The 17,261-nt window shown below is 58.8% G+C and carries 17 protein-coding genes and 1 tRNA gene; 12 read left to right on the top strand and 6 right to left on the bottom strand.

The features are described 5' to 3' along the window. Positions 1-100: 100 nt before the first annotated feature. The 10 genes from H2Z84_RS11540 (at position 101) to H2Z84_RS11495 (ending at position 9,304) form a co-directional block, all read left to right on the top strand. Positions 101-1,330: a pyridoxal phosphate-dependent aminotransferase gene (locus H2Z84_RS11540; RefSeq protein WP_181836148.1), complete on the top strand. Its 1,230-nt coding sequence runs from the start codon at positions 101-103 to the stop codon at positions 1,328-1,330. Positions 1,331-1,467: 137 nt separating this feature from the next. After that, positions 1,468-2,778, top strand: coding sequence for a homoserine dehydrogenase (locus H2Z84_RS11535; protein ID WP_181836089.1), 1,311 nt, complete (start codon positions 1,468-1,470; stop codon positions 2,776-2,778). Positions 2,779-2,825: 47 nt separating this feature from the next. Then, the gene (locus H2Z84_RS11530) at positions 2,826-3,173 is read left to right on the top strand and encodes a hypothetical protein (protein ID WP_147456247.1); all 348 of its coding nucleotides are present in this window, start codon (positions 2,826-2,828) and stop codon (positions 3,171-3,173) included. A gap of 27 nt (positions 3,174-3,200) precedes the next feature. After that, the gene (locus tag H2Z84_RS11525) at positions 3,201-3,620 is read left to right on the top strand and encodes a hypothetical protein (RefSeq protein WP_181836088.1); all 420 of its coding nucleotides are present in this window, start codon (positions 3,201-3,203) and stop codon (positions 3,618-3,620) included. Positions 3,621-3,622: 2 nt separating this feature from the next. Next, positions 3,623-5,032 (top strand): threonine synthase, encoded by a 1,410-nt coding sequence (gene thrC, locus H2Z84_RS11520; RefSeq protein ID WP_181836147.1) that lies wholly within the window; start codon positions 3,623-3,625, stop codon positions 5,030-5,032. Positions 5,033-5,172: 140 nt separating this feature from the next. Further along, entirely contained in the window at positions 5,173-5,847 is a 675-nt protein-coding gene (flgA, locus tag H2Z84_RS11515; protein WP_258869377.1) for a flagellar basal body P-ring formation chaperone FlgA, read from the top strand. 71 nt (positions 5,848-5,918) lie between these two features. After that, a complete protein-coding gene (flgM, locus tag H2Z84_RS11510) occupies positions 5,919-6,221 on the top strand; it encodes a flagellar biosynthesis anti-sigma factor FlgM (protein ID WP_181836087.1) in 303 nt (100 codons plus the stop codon). 25 nt (positions 6,222-6,246) lie between these two features. Beyond that, a complete protein-coding gene (locus H2Z84_RS11505; protein WP_158604737.1) occupies positions 6,247-6,711 on the top strand; it encodes a flagella synthesis protein FlgN in 465 nt (154 codons plus the stop codon). Positions 6,712-6,822: 111 nt separating this feature from the next. Next, positions 6,823-7,743 carry a CobD/CbiB family protein gene (locus tag H2Z84_RS11500; RefSeq protein WP_124643175.1) on the top strand — a complete coding sequence of 307 codons (921 nt, stop codon included), beginning with the start codon at positions 6,823-6,825 and terminating at the stop codon, positions 7,741-7,743. A gap of 121 nt (positions 7,744-7,864) precedes the next feature. Beyond that, positions 7,865-9,304, top strand: a complete 1,440-nt coding sequence (locus tag H2Z84_RS11495; RefSeq protein ID WP_181836086.1) for a DEAD/DEAH box helicase — start codon at positions 7,865-7,867, stop codon at positions 9,302-9,304. A 141-nt stretch (positions 9,305-9,445) separates the two neighbouring features. Here the strand turns inward: H2Z84_RS11495 and H2Z84_RS11490 are convergent, their stop codons facing one another. The 5 genes from H2Z84_RS11490 to H2Z84_RS11470 all read right to left on the bottom strand — a co-directional run bounded on the left by H2Z84_RS11490 (position 9,446) and on the right by H2Z84_RS11470 (position 14,582). Further along, positions 9,446-10,012: a LutC/YkgG family protein gene (locus tag H2Z84_RS11490; protein WP_181836085.1), complete on the bottom strand. Its 567-nt coding sequence runs from the start codon at positions 10,010-10,012 to the stop codon at positions 9,446-9,448. Beyond that, a complete protein-coding gene (locus H2Z84_RS11485) occupies positions 10,009-11,409 on the bottom strand; it encodes a lactate utilization protein B (RefSeq protein WP_103526166.1) in 1,401 nt (466 codons plus the stop codon). The genes H2Z84_RS11490 and H2Z84_RS11485 overlap by 4 nt, the downstream gene beginning before the upstream one ends. Beyond that, positions 11,406-12,206 carry a (Fe-S)-binding protein gene (locus tag H2Z84_RS11480; RefSeq protein WP_258869376.1) on the bottom strand — a complete coding sequence of 267 codons (801 nt, stop codon included), beginning with the start codon at positions 12,204-12,206 and terminating at the stop codon, positions 11,406-11,408. Before H2Z84_RS11480 ends, H2Z84_RS11485 begins: the two co-directional genes overlap by 4 nt. 62 nt (positions 12,207-12,268) lie before the next feature. Continuing rightward, positions 12,269-13,603, bottom strand: coding sequence for a methyl-accepting chemotaxis protein (locus H2Z84_RS11475; RefSeq protein ID WP_181836084.1), 1,335 nt, complete (start codon positions 13,601-13,603; stop codon positions 12,269-12,271). A 31-nt stretch (positions 13,604-13,634) separates the two neighbouring features. Beyond that, a complete protein-coding gene (locus H2Z84_RS11470; protein WP_181836083.1) occupies positions 13,635-14,582 on the bottom strand; it encodes a LysR family transcriptional regulator in 948 nt (315 codons plus the stop codon). Positions 14,583-14,714: 132 nt separating this feature from the next. On the opposite strand from H2Z84_RS11470, the gene H2Z84_RS11465 reads away from it, so the two are divergent. Both H2Z84_RS11465 and H2Z84_RS11460 read left to right on the top strand, forming a co-directional pair. Then, positions 14,715-15,473: an SDR family NAD(P)-dependent oxidoreductase gene (locus H2Z84_RS11465; RefSeq protein ID WP_181836082.1), complete on the top strand. Its 759-nt coding sequence runs from the start codon at positions 14,715-14,717 to the stop codon at positions 15,471-15,473. A 392-nt stretch (positions 15,474-15,865) separates the two neighbouring features. Further along, complete coding sequence (locus H2Z84_RS11460; RefSeq protein ID WP_181836081.1) at positions 15,866-16,225, top strand: hypothetical protein; 360 nt, start codon at positions 15,866-15,868, stop codon at positions 16,223-16,225. A gap of 926 nt (positions 16,226-17,151) precedes the next feature. Here the strand turns inward: H2Z84_RS11460 and H2Z84_RS11455 are convergent. Beyond that, positions 17,152-17,246, bottom strand: a tRNA-Sec gene (locus H2Z84_RS11455). Positions 17,247-17,261 lie beyond the last annotated feature (15 nt).

The raw sequence follows: 17,261 nt of genomic DNA, 5'->3' as shown, positions 1-17,261 counted from the left end.
CCGGGACAGACAAGGGACTCTAATGAAAGACAACAAACCGCGCCGCCGCAAGACCGCCGCAGTGTCCGGGGCGCGGCCCGTGACGGAAAAACAGGCCACCATGCAGCCAGTACACAAATCGCAGAAGCTCGCCAATGTTTGCTACGACATCCGTGGCCCGGTGCTTGAGCATGCCAAGAAGATGGAAGACGAAGGCCATCGCATCATCAAGCTGAATATCGGCAATCCTGCGCCATTCGGTTTTTTTGCGCCGGATGAAATCATCGAAGACGTTATCGTCAACCTGCCGTCCGCCTCCGGTTATTCCGATTCCAAGGGCCTGTTTGCCGCGCGTAAATCCATCATGCATTACGCCCAGGAAAAACAGCTGCCCAATGTCAGCATGGACGACATCATCATCGGCAATGGCGTGTCCGAACTGATCGTGATGGCCATGCAGGCGCTGCTGGACAATGGCGACGAAGTGCTGGTGCCGGCACCGGACTATCCGCTGTGGACTGCCGCCGTCAGCCTGGCCGGTGGCAAGGCGCTGCATTATGTCTGTGACGAAGAGCAGGGCTGGTTCCCCGATATCGACGACATCCGCGCCAAGATCACCCCCAATACCCGCGCCATCGTGGTGATCAACCCCAACAACCCCACCGGTGCCGTGTATCCGCCGGCCTTGCTGCAGCAGATTGTCGAGCTGGCACGCCAGCATCAGCTGATCATCTACGCCGACGAAATCTACGACAAGGTGTTGTACGACGAAGTCAAACACACCTCCATCGCCGCGCTGGCACCGGATCTGCTGGTAGTTACCTTCAATGGCCTGTCCAAGAACTACCGCGCCTGTGGCTATCGCGCCGGCTGGATGATTCTGTGTGGCGAGAAAAAACATGCGCGCGACTATATCGAAGGCCTGAACATGCTGGCCTCGATGCGGCTGTGTGCCAATGTACCGGCGCAGTTTGCCATCCAGACCGCACTGGGCGGTTACCAGAGCATTGATGATCTGGTGGCGCCCAGCGGCCGGCTGGCCCGCCAGCGCGATCTGGCGCACAAGCTGCTCACCGACATTCCGGGCGTAACTTGCGTCAAGCCGCAGGGGGCCTTGTACCTGTTCCCGCGACTGGACCCCAAGATCTACCCCATCAGCGACGACCAGCAATTCATTCTGGAACTGCTGCAGGAAGAAAAAGTGTTGCTGGTGCAGGGCAGCGGGTTTAACTGGATTGCGCCGGATCACTTCCGCGTGGTATTCCTTCCTAACTCGGATGACCTGATCGAAGCGATAGGTCGCATTGCCCGTTTCCTGGCGCGCTATCGCCAGCGTCACGGCACGGCCTGATGCCCGATGCAGCCGGTGGCGTAACAGCCCGCCGGCTGTGTCATCCGCGTGAAGACCTCTTGGCAAGCCGGTATGGCCGCCTTGCCAAGAGGCCGTCGGCCCGGGACAAAACACTAGAGACAGACATGGAGATGGTAATGAAACCGATCAATATTGGCCTGATGGGCGTGGGGACTGTCGGTGGCGGTGTCGCCACCGTACTCAAGCGCAATGCCGAGGAAATCGCCCGCCGTGCCGGCCGCGAAATCCGGCTGACCATTGCCTCGCGCCGTAATCTGGAGCTGGCACGCCAGCTGGTGGGCGATGAGGTCAAATTGGTCGCCGATGCCTTTGCCGTGGTCAACGATCCGGAAGTCGACATCGTGGTCGAGCTGATCGGTGGCGACACCGTGGCCAAGGAACTGGTGCTCAAGGCCATTGCCAATGGCAAGCACGTGGTGACCGCCAACAAGAAGCTGCTGGCGGTACACGGCAATGAAATCTTCGCCCGCGCCCAGGAGCAGGGCGTGATGGTAGCCTTCGAGGCCGCCGTTGCCGGTGGTATCCCCATTATCAAGGCGCTGCGCGAGGGCCTTTCGGCCAACCGTATCGAATGGATCGCCGGCATCATCAACGGTACTTCCAACTTCATTCTTACCGAAATGCGTGAGAAGGGAGCCAGCTTTGCCGATGTACTGGCCGAAGCCCAGCGCCTGGGTTATGCCGAAGCCGATCCCACCTTCGATATCGAAGGTCACGACGCTGGCCACAAGCTCACCATCATGGCGGCACTGGCCTTTGGTATTCCGATGCAGTTCGATAGCTGCTATCTGGAAGGCATCAGCAAGCTAGATGGTCGCGACATCAAGTACGCCGAAGAGCTGGGCTATCGCGTCAAGCTGTTGGGCTTCACCCGCCGCACCGATGCTGGCGTGGAACTGCGCGTGCATCCGACGCTGATTCCGGAAAGCCAGCTGATTGCCAATGTCAACGGCGTGATGAACGCAGTGCTGGCCAAGGGCGATGCCGTCGGCCAGACCCTGCATTATGGTGCGGGTGCCGGCGCGCTGCCGACCGCCTCGGCCGTGGTGGCGGATATTGTCGACGTGACCCGCCTGCTGACGGCAGACCCGGAACACCGCGTGCCGCATCTGGCCTTCCAGCCGGACCAACTGAAAGACCTGCGTATCCTGCCGATTGACGAGGTATACAGCTCTTACTACCTGCGTATCGGCGCTGCCGACCGCGCCGGTGTGCTGGCCAATATCACCGGCCTGCTGGCGGAAAACGACATCTCCATCGAAGCGCTGATCCAGAAGGGCTCGGCCAGCGAAGGCAATGCCGAAGTGGTCATCCTCACCCACCGGGTGCAGGAAGGAGCCATCAACGCCGCCATCGCCGCCATCGAGGCACTGGACAGTGTGGCTGGCAAGGTAGTGCGCCTGCGCATGGAAGAACTCAACGACTAAGGCATTCGCCCCGTCATTGCCGACGGGGCGGCGACTGGATGGTTGCAATGGCAAGACTCTGGATGAATGGCGTAGGCATGGCCTGTGCCCTGACCGCTTCGGCGCTGTATGCCACGCCGCTGACGCCCGGCCAGCATAATCTGCTGCAGGGCTTCCTGATGCGCGGCTGTCTCAAGCGCACCCCGGCATCTGACGGGGTGGCCGAGCACTCCGACGCCCAGGTCCAGAAATACTGCCAGTGCGCCAGTGAACACCTGGCCAACACCTTTACCTCGGAAGAAGTGATGGGGGTGTTGACCGGGCAGATCCGCAAGGACGATCCGCGCGGCAAGAAGCGGCTGGCGGAAGCCTCCGCTGCCTGTAGCCGTCATCTGGATGCCAGTAGCGCCGACTGAGACCCAGCTACCAAAATGGAAGACATCATGTCCACTCTCCCCCAACGCTTGCTGCTGTCACTGCTGCTGCTGCTGCTGCTGCCACTGTCTGCCTGGGCCGATACGGCCAGTGGCAGTCTGGCGGACGATCCCAGCATGGCACCCTATGTGCAGAACTTCAGCCAGCTGATCAGCAAGGGCTGCATGACCAGCTTTGCCAATGACAGTACCAAGCTCAAGCAGCTGGAGCAGCAGCTTGGACATGCCATTACCCAGCAAAACCGCAGCAGCTACTGTAGCTGTGCCGCCGACAAGGCCATGCAGGCACTGACCATGGATGACCTGAGCGAAGCCGTGGCCAATAGCATGTCCGGCAGCGGCAGCAATACCTTCAAGGCCTTTTCACCCGAGATCAAGAAAAAGATCGTCAAGGCCAGTTTTCAATGTCTGGACAGGTTGACCAACTGATCATGAAGTACCTCAGCACACGTGGCGGCATGCAGCCGCAAAGTTTCAGCGACATCCTGCTCATGGGCCTGGCACCGGATGGTGGCTTGGCGTTGCCGGAAAGCTACCCGCATATCAGCCGCAGCCAGCTGGATGCCTGGCGTGGCCTGTCTTATGCCGAACTGGCCTTCGAAATCATCCGCCTGTTCGCCACCGACATTCCCGAGGCCGACCTCAAGGACATCGTCGACCGCACCTATACTGCTGCGGTGTTTGGCAGTGCCGACATTACCCCGGTCAAGCGCCTGTCCGATGGCCTGGTGATTCTGGAACTGTCCAATGGCCCGACGCTGGCCTTCAAGGACATGGCCATGCAGCTGCTGGGCAACCTGTTTGAATATGTGCTGGCCAAAAAAGGTCAGTCGCTGAATATTCTGGGTGCCACCTCGGGCGATACCGGCAGTGCCGCCGAATACGCCATGCGCGGTAAAAAGGGTATCAATGTCTTCATGTTGAGCCCGGATGGCCTGATGAGTGCCTTCCAGCGCGCACAAATGTTCAGCCTGCAGGATGCCAACATCCACAACATCGCCATCAAGGGCATGTTCGATGACTGTCAGGATATCGTGAAGGCGGTGCAGAACGACCACGCCTTCAAGGCCAAATACCAGATCGGCACCGTCAACTCCATCAACTGGGCCCGCGTAGTGGCGCAGGTGGTGTATTACTTCAAGGGCTATTTCAACGCCACCAGCAGCAATGACGAACAGGTCAGCTTCTGTGTGCCGTCCGGCAACTTCGGCAATGTCTGCGCCGGCCATATCGCCCGCCAGATGGGCTTGCCTGTGCAGCGCCTGATCGTGGCCACCAATGAAAACGACGTGCTGGACGAATTCTTCCGCACCGGGCAGTACCGCCCGCGTGGCACGGCCAATACCTATGTGACTTCCAGCCCTTCCATGGATATTTCCAAGGCCTCCAACTTCGAGCGCTTCGTGTTCGACCTGCTGGGCCGTGATGGCACTGCGGTCAAGGCACTGTGGGCCGATGTCGATGCCGGCAAGGGCTTCGATCTGTCTGCCAAGCTGGCCGATGCAGCCAGCAAGTTCGGTTTTGTGTCCGGCAAGAGCAATCATGCCGACCGTCTGGCCACCATCCGTGCACTGGATGCCAGCGATGGCGTGGTGGTGGATACCCATACCGCCGACGGCATCAAGGTGGCGCGCGCGTTGCGTCTGCCGGGTGAAACCGTGGTCTGCCTGGAAACAGCGCTGCCAGCCAAGTTTGCCGATACCATCCGCGAGGCGCTGGACCGCGATCCGCCGCGTCCGGCCGGTTTTGACGGCCTGGAAGACCTGCCGCAAAAAGTGGTGGTGTTCGACGCCGATGCCGCCAAGGTCAAAGCCTTCGTTGAACAGACGCTGGCTGGCTGAAGTCGGCCCAGGTCAGTCAGACAGGCTCCGTCAGGAGCCTGTTTTTCATTGCAGCATGCAACTGTTGCCGGCTTTGCCACTCTGATGGCAGTTGGCTTACGCCGATACGCATTGGCAACCGGACTGGATACAATGGCAGGATGAAATTCCCTTATCTGTTTCTGAGCATGCTGCTATCCAGCATGGTATGCGCTGCTGCCAACCAGGACATGGCGGCGCTGGAAAAACTGGCCGACCGCTTCATGCAGCAGGAAGTCAGCCATCGCCAGGCCAGCTACAAGCTGGGGCGGCTGGATCGGCGGCTGGTGCTGCCTGCATGTTCCAGCCCCAAGGTGGATTGGTCCAATACCGCCCAGACCAGTGGTAATACCAGCCTGGTGATTGTCTGCCCCGACAGCGGCTGGAGCATCCGGCTGCCGGTAGCAGTCAATGAAAAGCAGCTGGGAGTGGTACTGACCCGTTCGGTGGCCGCAGGCGAGGTGTTGCAGGCCGGGGATGTCAAGCTGGTGGAAATTGCCAATCCGGCGATGGCGCGCAATGTGTTGAACGAACTGGCCCTTGCGGTGGGGCAGAGCATGCGCAGTGGTGCGCCGGCCGGTAGCTGGCTGCGCAATTTCATGCTGCATGCACCTTATGCGGTACGCACCGGGCAGCCGGTCAAGGTATCGGCTGGCGGCGACGGTTTCAGTGTTTTGTCCGAAGGCACGGCCAATGGCAATGCTGCGGTTGGCGAAGCTGTGTCGGTCCGGCTCAGTAGCGGCAGGGTGGTGCGTGGAATGGTACAGCCGGATGGCACCGTCAGCCTGGCATACTGAATAAAGTTTCAAGAGATTGCTTTTTCAGCCGATAATAGATTAAACCCCTCGTTAGTTTGGAAGGCCCCACCATGAAAATCGACAACTCGGGCAGTGCGGTTGGCGCCTATGCCAGCCAGAGCAAGCTGGCCCGGCGCGATGCTGGCACGCAAGCCACTGCTGCCGGCTCAGCCCCGACCGATAGCGTGGAAATCAATCCGCTGGCCAGCCGTATCAGCGCACTGGCAACGCAGGCTGGCGATACTGCGCCGTCGTTCGATGCCGCCAAAGTGGATGCCATCAAGAGCGCCATTGCATCCGGCAGCTTCTCGGTGGATCCGGGCAAGATTGCCGATAGCCTGATCGCTTCCACCAAAGAATTGCTGAACCAGTAAGCCCGGCAAAATGGTTGACGCTGCCATGAATCAACAACAAGGCTTTGCCGAGCTATGCCAGGCTGAAACGGCCCATGTGCTGCGCCTGGTGGAACTGCTGCAGCAGGAGCAGCAGGTGATGATTGCCGGTCAGGTGCATTTGCTGGAAGCGCTGGCCGACAGCAAGAGCAAGGTGCTGGACGAGTTGGCCAGACAGTCGCAGCAGCGCGGCCAGTTGATGAAGACGCTGGGCCTGTCTGATAGCGATACCGTATATATCTGGCTGGCGGACAAACCGGCCGAGCGCCAGGCCTGGCTGGCGCTGGAAGACCAGATTCACCGCGCCCAGGGCATCAACCAGCTCAATGGCAGCTTTATCGAGCAGCAACTGGGGCAGGTCGAAGAATCGCTGGCAGTACTGCGTCAGGCAGCTGCTGCGACACTCAGCTATGATCGTGGCGGCCAGCAGCCGCAACCGGTAGGCGGTCGCCGCTTTCTCGGTTCGGCCTGAGTCTGTTTTCTCGCTGTTTCTCCCGCCTGCTGCTGCGATGTGGTGGGCGCATCTGCCCCTTATGTGGTATCTTCGCCGCTAGGCCTGAGCAAACCACCATCCAAAAATCTGATGACCCTGATTTCCCTGATATTTGCGCTGGCACTTGAACAGCTGCGCCCACTGGGCAACCGTAACCGCGTCTGGCATGTGTTTACCCGTTATGCCAATCACCTGGAACGCAACCTGAATGCCGGTGCCAACCGGCATGGCGTGTTTGCGTGGATGCTGGCCATCCTGCCGCCGGTGTTGCTGAGCCTGCTGGTGTACTACGCCTTGTATGCGGCCAATCCTTTGCTCGCCATCCTGTGGAATGTGCTGGTGCTGTACCTCACCATGGGCTTCCGTCACTTTTCCAGCGCATTTTCCGAGATATCCCTGGCCTTGGCCGAGGGGCGTGATCTGGATGCACGTACTGCATTGTCGCGCTGGACCGGTTTGCCGGCAGCCGAATTGTCGGTGGGCGAGATTTCACGGCTGGCCATCGAGCAGGGTGTGGTAGACAGCTATCGTCACGTGTTCGGCACCATGTTCTGGTTTGTACTGCTACCGGGACCGTCCGGTGCCTTGCTGTACCGTCTGTGCAGCATGCTGGGCCAGAAATGGGGTGGTCGTCAGGCTGAGGAAGACCGTTTTGGTCGCTTTGCCGGCAGTGCTGCTGCCTGGCTTGACTGGTTGCCGGTGCGTCTGACTGCAGCCAGCTTCGCCGTAATGGGCGATTTTGAAGACGCGGTTTACTGCTGGCGCTCGCAGGCAAAAACCTGGGGTAATTACGCTAACGGCATTCTGCTGGCCTCGGCGGCCGGCGCGCTGGGCGTCAAACTGGGCGATCCGCTCCGACAGGATTACACCATCAAGTTCCGGCCTGAACTGGGCCTGGGCGACGAGGCTGATCCCGGCTTTCTGAAAAGTGCTGTCGGACTGGTGTGGCGCTCGGCCCTGTTATGGTTGTTTGTCGTCCTGTTGCTCAGCGTAGCCAATCACATGGCCTGATGCCTGCCAACCGCCGCCCGTGATGGGCGGCGTTGCCATTTCAGCACGGCCATGTTCATGAACAAGGGGATGCGTCGCCCGCTGCGCCGCCATCACCCAACCGAATTGCAGGAGCACACACATGCTGTTTTCCGAACTCGGGCTGTCGCCCGAGATTCTTCGTGCCATTGAAGAACAAGGCTATACCGAGCCTACCCCCATCCAGGCCAAGGCCATTCCGCTGGTTCTGTCCGGTCGCGATCTGCTGGCGGCTGCCCAAACCGGTACCGGCAAGACTGCCGCTTTCATGCTGCCCATCCTGGAGCGGATGAAGAAATTCGCCAATACCAGCGTATCGCCGGCCATGCATCCGGTGCGCGCGCTGGTGCTGTCGCCCACACGCGAACTGGCCGACCAGATCGGCGTCAACGTCAAGACCTATACCAAGTATTTGCCGCTGCGTGCCACCACAGTGTTTGGCGGCATGAATATGGACCCGCAGACAGCTGAATTGCGCCGTGGCATGGAAATCGTCATCGCCACCCCGGGCCGCCTGCTCGACCATATCCAGCAGAAAACCATCCAGCTGAACAAGGTGGAAGTGCTTGTGCTGGACGAAGCCGACCGCATGCTGGACATGGGCTTCATCCAGGACATCCGCAAGATCATGAGCATGTTGCCCAAGGAACGGCAGACCCTGCTGTTCTCGGCGACCTTTGCCACGGAAATCAAACGCCTGGCTGCTGACTTCATGAAAGATCCGCAGACGGTTGAAGTTGCCCGTCAGAACGCCACCAACGAGCAAGTGGAACAGCTGGTGTATTCGGTGGATGCCGGGCGCAAGCGCCATCTGCTGAGCCATCTGATCAAGACCCGCGACATGAGCCAGGTCATTGTGTTCTGCAAGACCAAGATCAGTGCCGATCAACTGGCGCGTGATCTCAAGCGTGATGGCCTGGTGGCGGAAGCCATCCATGGCGACAAGGCCCAGGCCTCGCGCCTGGAAATCCTGTCCTCCTTCAAGGAAGGCAGCCTGCGTGTGCTGGTCGCCACCGATGTGGCGGCCCGTGGCCTGGATATTACCGAACTGCCGTTCGTGGTGAATTACGAGCTGCCCAATTCGCCGGAAGACTATGTACACCGTATCGGTCGTACTGGCCGTGCCGGTGCCAGCGGTATCGCCATTTCCTTGATGAGCCCGGCGGAAACCCGCCAGCATGAGGCGATTGAAAAGCTGACCCGCCAGACATTGAAGCCGCAGGTGGTGGAAGGCTTCCAGCCGGGTGCAGCCGCGCCGCGTGAAGAAGCCGCACCGCGCCGTGAGTCCTCTCGTGGCGAGGGTGGTCGTGATTATGGTCGCGAGGGCGGCCGCGAAGGCCGCAGCAGCCCGGTGCGCGCCGCTCCACGTGAATCGCAGCGTGATCCGATGTCCTTGCCGGCTTCTGCCCTGATGGTGGGAAAATCGGGTGAGGGCCTGAAAACCATCAATCCGACCGCCGGTAGCCGCCGTAGCCGCAAGGCACAGCGCGAAGTGCCGGCCTTGCTGCTGCCGCCGCGTTACAAGGTGGAAGTCAACCGCTGAGTATTGAGCACTGCCAGCCCAAAACCGCCCGTCGCCAGACCGGCGGTTTTTTCATGTCTGATGGAAAGGCTGGATAGAAATGGCGGGCAGAAAAATGGCCCCCGCAGGGGCCCCAAGGAAGCAATGCTCCGTGCGTACAAATCAGACAAAAATCACCAGCGCAGCCATGGCACCATGGGCACCCATCACCAGGCTTTGTTCGATATCGGCGGTGCGGGACGAGCCGGAAATGAAGGCGCCAAAGCCATGCTCCGCTATGTCGATGCGGGCATAGGCATCACGCATGGTGTCTACCATGGCCTCACGCGGCACCACCAGTACCAGCTTCTGGGTGAGGAAATAGATGGAGCGGAAGCGGTTGTCCGGGTGGCTTACCCAGACCGTGGCGTTTTCTGCCACCGCTAGCTGACCGGGGACGATGGCGACATCGACATCGTGCCAGGCATGCGGATCATCCACTTCTTCGTGCTCTGCTACGGTCAGGTCTACCGTGCGACCGGCATCCGGCCAGCGTGCAGCCACGATATCGGCCACGCTCTGGCCATCCTGCAACTGGACGGCATCGCCGCCCAGGTTGCGGATCAGCGTGGCAAAGGCCTCGAACTGGTCGTCGTAGCGGATGAAGGGGACGGCGTGAATATCGGGCAGCGCCGAGGCTTGCGGGCGGTTCTGGCGGATACGGGCCAGTATGTTGTCACGGGCGCTCATTGCTGCTCCTCCTTGTCCTGCTTATTCTGGCTGCGCTGCTGATACTGTTCCTTGAAGCTCTGGGCTGGCATCGGTGGCAGATCACGGCCTGCGCGGCTCCAGGCGCTGTGGCGGGTGAGGCTTTCCGGGATGATGGGCACCACCTTGCGCATCACCTTGCCGCCCAGATCGAACAGGGCCGGATGCTGGGTCAGAAAACGCATGGCCAGCAGGCCCATTTTCTTGCCGGTGGGCAGCAGGTTCTGGTCGAAGGCTTTCTTGCGATGCAGTACCAGTTGTTCGTGCAGATTGATCTTGACCGGGCAGACATTGGAGCAGGAGCCGCAGGTGCTACAGGCAAAGGCCATACTGCCGTGCTTCTTCATGTCGCGGCTGGGGCCCAGGGTAGAACCGATGGGGCCGGGAATGATGTAGCTGTAGCTGAAGCCGCTGCTGCGGCGATAGACCGGGCAGGTATTCATGCAGGCGCCACAGCGGATGCAGCGCAGGCTCTGGTAGAAATCTTCATTGCCCAGAATGTCGCTGCGGCCATTGTCGACGATGACGATGTGCATCTCGCCACCAGGGCGGGCCTGGTGGAAGTGCGAAGTATAAGTCGTCACCGGGGAACCAATGGCCGAGCGTGCCAGCAGCCGGGTGAACACCCCCAGGTGTTCCAGCTTGGGAATGATTTTTTCCAGCCCCATGCTGGCGATATGGATGGGGGGCAGGCTGGTGCCAAGGTCGGCATTGCCTTCATTGGTGCACACCACCACACCACCGGTTTCGGCAATGGCGAAATTCACCCCGGTCAGGCCGGCATCCGCAGTCAGGAAATGTTCGCGCAGATTGGCCCGTGCCGCGTGGGTGAGGTAGGTCGGGTCGTTATTGCCGGCCTCGGTGCCCAGTTCTTTATGGAAAAGCTCGGAAATCTGCTCTTTTTTCAGGTGAATGGCCGGCATCACGATGTGGCTGGGGGCTTCGTGGCGCAATTGCACGATGCGCTCGCCCAGGTCGGTATCCACCACCTCGATGCCACGCTGCTCCAGATAGGGGTTCAGCCCGCATTCTTCGGTCAGCATGGACTTGGACTTGACCAGCTTCTTCACCTGCCGCGCTGCCAGAATGCTGTGCACGATGCGGTTGTGTTCGTCGGCATCGGCTGCCCAGTGCACAGTGACGCCGTTGTTCTGGGCATTGGCTTCAAACTGGGCCAGGTAGTCATCCAGCTGCGACAGGGTGTGGGCCTTGATCTCACGTGCCAGCCGGCGCAGTTCTTCCCATTCCGGCAGTTGTTTGGCCTGGGCATCGCGCTTTTGCCGCACCCACCAGATGGCGCTGTCGTGCCATTTGGCCTGGGCGCGGTCCTTGAGGAATTCAGCCGCAGCTTGCGGGTGTTTTACGCTGTCGTCTTTCATGCGCCTGCTCCGCGACCGGTGAGGATTTCCACAATGTGCAGCGGGCGGATGCGCTTGCCCTGATGGCGGATGATGCCGCCCATGTGCATCAGACAGGAGGGGTCGGCGCCGACGATATATTCCGCACCGGTGGCCTCATGCTGGGCCACGCGGTCTTCGCCCATGGCGGTGGATAGTTCCGGTTCATCCACGCAGAAGGTGCCGCCAAAACCGCAGCATTCGTCGCGGCGCTCGGGCAGCAGTACTTCCACGCCATCAACCAGCTTGAGGATGTTTTCCAGCCGCGACTGATAAGGAATCATCAGTTCGGACGGGCTGGCGTGGTGCAGTTCGCGCAGGCCGTGGCAGCTCTGGTGAATGGAGACCTTGTGCGGGAAATACACCGGCTTGGGCAGTTTTTCCAGCTTGAGCACGTCCTGCAGGAATTCGATGATCTCGTAGACCTTGGGCTTGAGCTGCTGATAGGCCGGATCGTCCGCGATATACCAGTCGTAGTGGTGGGTGACGTGCGAAACGCAGCTGCCGGATGGAGCGACCACATAGTCGTATTGCTGGAATACGCCGGTAAAGCGCCGGGCAGCATCACAGGCGCCCTTGCTGTCGCCGTTGTTGGCCAGCGGCTGGCCACAGCAGGACTGCTCCATGGGAAACGCCACTTCGCAGCCCAGGCTTTCCAGTAGCTCGAGCGTGGCCATGGCCACATGAGGAAAAAGTTCGTTGATGAAACAGGGAATGAACAGGCCGATTTTCATGGTGCGCGGCGCCTCCGACAGGCTGGAGCAGGGGACTGGCTGCATTTAATCCCCATTTCCCCCGCTCTGCCAATGCGGAATTACCCTTGAGCCTGCTCCTGCCGTCTTCAGTTCGCCTGATCGTTCTGGTTTTTCATCTCGGCAAAGCGGCTGATCACCTGCACCACGCCCTTGGCCTGCTGGTTGATCTGCGAAATGGTCTGCCCCACGCGCTGGGATAGTTCCACGCTGCCATTGGCCTGTTGCAGCAGGCTTTGCATGCTGGCCACCGCCGTGTCGGTATGGCCCTGGATATCGCGCACCATATGGCTGATTTCCCCGGTGGAGGTGCTGGTGCGTTCGGCCAGCTTGCGCACCTCGTCGGCCACCACGGCAAAGCCACGCCCCATTTCGCCGGCACGCGCCGCCTCGATGGCGGCATTGAGTGCCAGCAGGTTGGTCTGGTCGGCAATCTCCTTGATGGTTTGCACGATGGAGCCGATCTGCTGCGAGCGCTCACCCAGCTGCTGCACTTGCTGGCTGCCGCGTTCGATATCGGTGGCCATGGTCATGATGCCTTCGATGCTTTGCTCGATGTCGAATACGCCGGTATTGGCCAGTTCCTGGGTTTGCTGTGATGAGGTGTAAGCCAGCAGTGCCGAATCCCGCTCCAGCACCTGTTGCTCTACCTGCTGGCTGATATCGGTGGCGAACTTGATGACGCTGAGTACCTGGCCGGTTTCATCCAGCACCGGGTTGTAGTTGGCTTCCAGCCACATGGTACGGCCATCACGGGTCAGCCGCTGGATGCGTCCACTATAGTGCTGACCGCTGCGCAGGCGCTGCCATAGCGCTTCGTATGCCTGGCTGGCCGCGAATTCCGCCGGGCACAGCAGGCGGTGCGGCTTGCCGATCAGGCTGTCGCGGCTATGGCCGGTGGCCTGCAGGAAATTGTCGTTGGCACTGATGATCTGCCCGTCGGGGGTGAATTCGATCACCGCCATGGCGCGGTTGATGGCTTGCAGGATGGCGTTGTTGCGGGCGGCCTCGTTGACCTTGGCGGTGATGTCGGTGGCAAACTTGATGATGCTGACCACCTGGCCTTGTTCATCCAGTAGCGGGTTATACGTGGCTTCCAGCCAGATGCTGCGGCCATCGGCACTGCGGCGCTTGACCCGGCCTTGATAAAATTCGCCACGGCACAGCTTGTCCCAAAAGCGCTGGTAATCGCTGCTGGTGGCATAGCTGCTATCGCAGAGCAGACTGTGTTTTTTGCCTTGCAGTTCTGCCTGGCTGTGATAGCCCATGGTGGTGAGAAAGTTCTGGTTGGCTTCGAGGATGCTGCCGTCCGGACTGAAGCGGATCACCGCCAGGGAACGGTCAAGTGCCTTGCTAAGTTGCTGAGCGGCGTTGAGCTGTTGTTGCAGCGCGGCTATTTCTTGTTTCAGTTTGCGATCGAACATGTTTTCCCCGTTATTGTCCTGCTTTCAATCGTTATAGCGGATCGGCCTCTACTCTGACAGCGGCATCGCCGCTGCTGCCATGCAAGCTGGGCTGCAACAGCTCGCTCAGCCATTGCATGAACACCCGGCAGCGTTGTGGCAACTGGCGGCGATTGGCGTAGAGCAGGGAGACTGGCATTGGTGGTGCTTGCCAGTCTGGCAGGATTTCCACCAGCTGCCCCGTGGCCAGCTGGGAGGCCACGCCTACCTGTGGCACCTGGATGATCCCCATCCCTGCCAGGCAGGCTGCATGGTAGGCATCGGAATTATTCACCGTCAGTGCGCCCGGCATGCTGTACTGGCGCAGGCTACCGCTGCTGTCCTGATATTCGAAACCGCTGCGCCGTCCACCCAGCACGCTTTGGTAATGGATCAGCCGATGGCCGGCCAGATCATCCAGGCCATGTGGTGTGCCATGAGCTGCCAGATAGCCCGGGCTGGCGCAATTGATCTGGCGCTGCCAGCCCAGATGGCGGGCAATCAGGTTGGAGTCGCGCAACTGTCCCACGCGCAGCACGCAATCGAAACCTTCACTGAGCAGATCGACCAGCCGGTCGGTGCTGCTCAGCTCGATTTCCAGCTGCGGATGCTGCTGCAGAAAGTCCGGCAAGTTGGGCAGCACGGTGTGGCGGGCAATGGCAATGGGCAGATCCACGCGCAAGCGGCCAGACAAGCGGGCCGGTGTGCTGGCAAACAGTGCCTGCAGTTCCTCGACTTCATCCAGCAAGTCCTTGCAGCGTTGGTAATACATTTGCCCATCCGGCGTCATGCGGACCTGTCGCGTGGTACGGTGCAGCAGGCGTGCGCCCAGGCTGTTTTCCAGTTGCTGTATCGCAGTGGATACGCTGGCCTTGGGCAGGGACAGCTGTGTTGCGGCCTGGGTAAAACTGCCCATCTCGGCGACGCGCAGGTAAATGCGCATGGCTTGTAGCTGATCCACGGCAGAGTGCTCCATTGTCTTGATATCGCGAACAGTATGATCGTATATGGCCTGTTTATCGCCATAAAACAAAACAATACACTGCGGTCCTGCAGATGCAGCCTGCTTCTGCCCCCTTATCAGGAGCTTCACATGCAACAGAAAATTGCCCTTGTCACCGGTGGTAGCCGCGGTCTGGGCCGGAATGCCGCGCTCAAACTGGCCGCCCGTGGTGTCGCTGTGGTACTGACCTATCAAGCAAACCAGGCCGCCGCCGAGGCCGTCGCGGCACAGATTAGCGCTGCCGGTGGCCAGGCCGCCGCCATCCAGCTGGATGTGGCACACAGCAGCAGTTTCCCGGCATTTGCCGAGCAGTTACGCCAGCTATTGCAGCTGCGCTGGCAGCGCCAGCAGTTTGATTACCTGCTGAATAATGCGGGCATCGGCATTCATGCCAGTTTTGCCGAAACCTCGGAAGCCCAGTTCGATCAGTTGCTCAATATCCAGTTTAAAGGAGTATTCTTCCTCACCCAGGCTCTGCTGCCACTGCTGGCTGATGGCGGGCGTATCCTGAATGTCTCCACCGGCCTGACACGGTTTGCGCTGCCTGGCTTTGCGGCTTACGCGGCGATGAAGGGAGCGGTCGAGGTATTGAGCCACTATCTGGCCAAGGAATTGGGCCCGCGTGGCATTGCGGTGAATGTGCTGGCTCCTGGTGCGATTGAAACCGACTTTGGTGGCGGGGCCGTACGCGATAATGCCCAGCTCAACCAGTTTATTGCCAGCCAGACCGCGCTGGGACGAGTTGGCCAGCCAGATGATATTGGTGCGGTAATGGCCATGCTGCTGTCGGATGAGGCCGGCTGGATCAATGCGCAGCGCGTCGAGGCTTCTGGCGGCATGTTTCTGTGAAGGCCGTGACAGATTAGAATATTATTAATACAATGGCATTGATAATTATTGTTAATAGTCAATGCGAATAAAGGGCTGCATCTTGCGGCTCTTTTCATTTGCCGCTCCTACTTGGCAAGGCAGATTGAAGTGATATGCTTGAGTTGTAAATTTTCAGCAAGCCATGGTGTTTGCCCTGGTGTCCGCGCAGCCCGCAGGCTAGACCCAGTGCCTTGTCATGACTGGGTAATTGTTTTTATCTGAAGAAAAGTACTTTGGTCGTATGGTATCCGTGTTATTAATCCATTAATTTTTGACATTTTGAATGAGTTTGAAGTTACCAGCCGGTTCTATTCTGGCCGGTGAGCGCAGCTTGTTATTCGGCAATAGTCAGTCAAGGTCAGTGTCGCATCATGATAAATATCAAACAAAATTTGACTAATTGCTGTGCGGATCTTTGCTCCGGAAAAGCGGACGAAGAAAAAATCATTCAGATGATTGCTCTGCTAAAAGCATTTCACGTACTGTATGTTAACGTTCACGCGCCGGAGGCCCGGTTGATTCAACACGTGATCGATAATCTGAAATCAGTTTATTCGGTTTATCAGTCACGCGATGAAATCGTACTGATGCCTTACGAAATAAGGGAGCTAACTGCAGCCAAGCAGGCATGCATGGCAAAGTCTGGTCGCCGTGGTGCGAATGTTTTGAATCACCTCTATGCGGTCTATCTTGAATACTACCGTCAAATGCTAACAGCTAATCTTATCTGAGCTATCCATGGGGTAAGGGCTATGCAATATTGTCAGCATGCAACTGCCAATAATTTTATTGTGGCTTGAGTGGTTTGTGTTTGGAAAGTATGCTGAGCACAGAGCCTGCTGTCTTGTTGGGGTAAATTTATTTGGTAATGATTTCAAATTCGGGCGCAAATCATTGTGCGACCCCCATGCGGATTGGACTTGTCAGTTTTGAGTAGAAACAGATGAGTTGTTTGCTTTGGTGTAATAGGGAAAGCCCAGCATGTGCTGGGCTTTTTTACATGATATAACTGGCTTCGTGATGGTAGCTGTGTGCCGTTGCGGTCATGCTCGCCTCTGCAATTGTGATCACCAATCCTTTGGCATCTCATGAGGCATAGCCAATTAACTCAATTGACTGCAACGTATCATCTGCACCATGGACTTTCGCACCGATACCGCAATCGATAAAGCCATCTTTCCTCGGTAAGGGTAGCTGCAGATGTTATCAGACCAGAGTATCCACCTGCCTGTGCATTCAACTCGGCTACATAGTCAATTCCCAAAATACTCCAAACACTCCGGTGAATACTTTGCCTGCACACTTGAAGCTCCAGTTCGCCAGCCTATTTAATGTGCCGAAAAATATGCACCTGCATGATTTCCCCGTAAATGGCCCGTGACAAGGCTTTCGCGCTGCAATGTCACCTATCCGCAATCATGCGATTCCATGCAAATAGTGCATGGTTTCTGCAGCGGCATTTGACTGTTTGCCAATGGCGCACTGATGCAACCATTGCCACGGCCGGATTATGTTGGATTGATCCACGTATATTGTGCGAAATTTGTGCGAATTTTGACGCCGCATGAAGCCGCTGCAAGCCGCCGGCCTGCTTGGCTGAAATCCTTGCTGGGCAATAGTTCTGGGTGATTTTTTGTGGTTTGCGGTGGTCTGCTGATGGCGGAAGAGAATGGGAGTCGAACCCACCCGGGACCGCTGGCGGCCCCCTCTGGTTTTGAAGACCAGCCACCCCACCGGGGATGCCTCTCTTCCGTGTCGGCCGATTAT

Source organism: Aquitalea aquatica, assembly GCF_013911085.1.
In the GTDB taxonomy this organism is placed as follows: domain Bacteria; phylum Pseudomonadota; class Gammaproteobacteria; order Burkholderiales; family Chromobacteriaceae; genus Aquitalea; species Aquitalea aquatica.
The sequence above is the reverse complement of the archived record's forward strand: the minus strand, read 5'-3'. Positions and strand labels throughout refer to the sequence as shown.

What these genes read in the sequence shown, in the direction of transcription:
- H2Z84_RS11485 (WP_103526166.1), bottom strand. Translation starts at nt 11,409, where the DNA reads ATGAAAGACGACAGCGTAAAACACCCGCAAGCTGCGGCTGAATTCCTC.
- flgM (WP_181836087.1), top strand. Translation starts at nt 5,919, where the DNA reads ATGAAAATCGACAACTCGGGCAGTGCGGTTGGCGCCTATGCCAGCCAG.
- H2Z84_RS11460 (WP_181836081.1), top strand. Translation starts at nt 15,866, where the DNA reads ATGATAAATATCAAACAAAATTTGACTAATTGCTGTGCGGATCTTTGC.
- H2Z84_RS11525 (WP_181836088.1), top strand. Translation starts at nt 3,201, where the DNA reads ATGTCCACTCTCCCCCAACGCTTGCTGCTGTCACTGCTGCTGCTGCTG.
- thrC (WP_181836147.1), top strand. Translation starts at nt 3,623, where the DNA reads ATGAAGTACCTCAGCACACGTGGCGGCATGCAGCCGCAAAGTTTCAGC.
- H2Z84_RS11480 (WP_258869376.1), bottom strand. Translation starts at nt 12,206, where the DNA reads ATGCAGCCAGTCCCCTGCTCCAGCCTGTCGGAGGCGCCGCGCACCATG.
- H2Z84_RS11500 (WP_124643175.1), top strand. Translation starts at nt 6,823, where the DNA reads ATGACCCTGATTTCCCTGATATTTGCGCTGGCACTTGAACAGCTGCGC.
- H2Z84_RS11475 (WP_181836084.1), bottom strand. Translation starts at nt 13,603, where the DNA reads ATGTTCGATCGCAAACTGAAACAAGAAATAGCCGCGCTGCAACAACAG.
- H2Z84_RS11535 (WP_181836089.1), top strand. Translation starts at nt 1,468, where the DNA reads ATGAAACCGATCAATATTGGCCTGATGGGCGTGGGGACTGTCGGTGGC.
- flgA (WP_258869377.1), top strand. Translation starts at nt 5,173, where the DNA reads ATGAAATTCCCTTATCTGTTTCTGAGCATGCTGCTATCCAGCATGGTA.
- H2Z84_RS11490 (WP_181836085.1), bottom strand. Translation starts at nt 10,012, where the DNA reads ATGAGCGCCCGTGACAACATACTGGCCCGTATCCGCCAGAACCGCCCG.
- H2Z84_RS11465 (WP_181836082.1), top strand. Translation starts at nt 14,715, where the DNA reads ATGCAACAGAAAATTGCCCTTGTCACCGGTGGTAGCCGCGGTCTGGGC.
- H2Z84_RS11530 (WP_147456247.1), top strand. Translation starts at nt 2,826, where the DNA reads ATGGCAAGACTCTGGATGAATGGCGTAGGCATGGCCTGTGCCCTGACC.
- H2Z84_RS11495 (WP_181836086.1), top strand. Translation starts at nt 7,865, where the DNA reads ATGCTGTTTTCCGAACTCGGGCTGTCGCCCGAGATTCTTCGTGCCATT.
- H2Z84_RS11505 (WP_158604737.1), top strand. Translation starts at nt 6,247, where the DNA reads ATGAATCAACAACAAGGCTTTGCCGAGCTATGCCAGGCTGAAACGGCC.
- H2Z84_RS11540 (WP_181836148.1), top strand. Translation starts at nt 101, where the DNA reads ATGCAGCCAGTACACAAATCGCAGAAGCTCGCCAATGTTTGCTACGAC.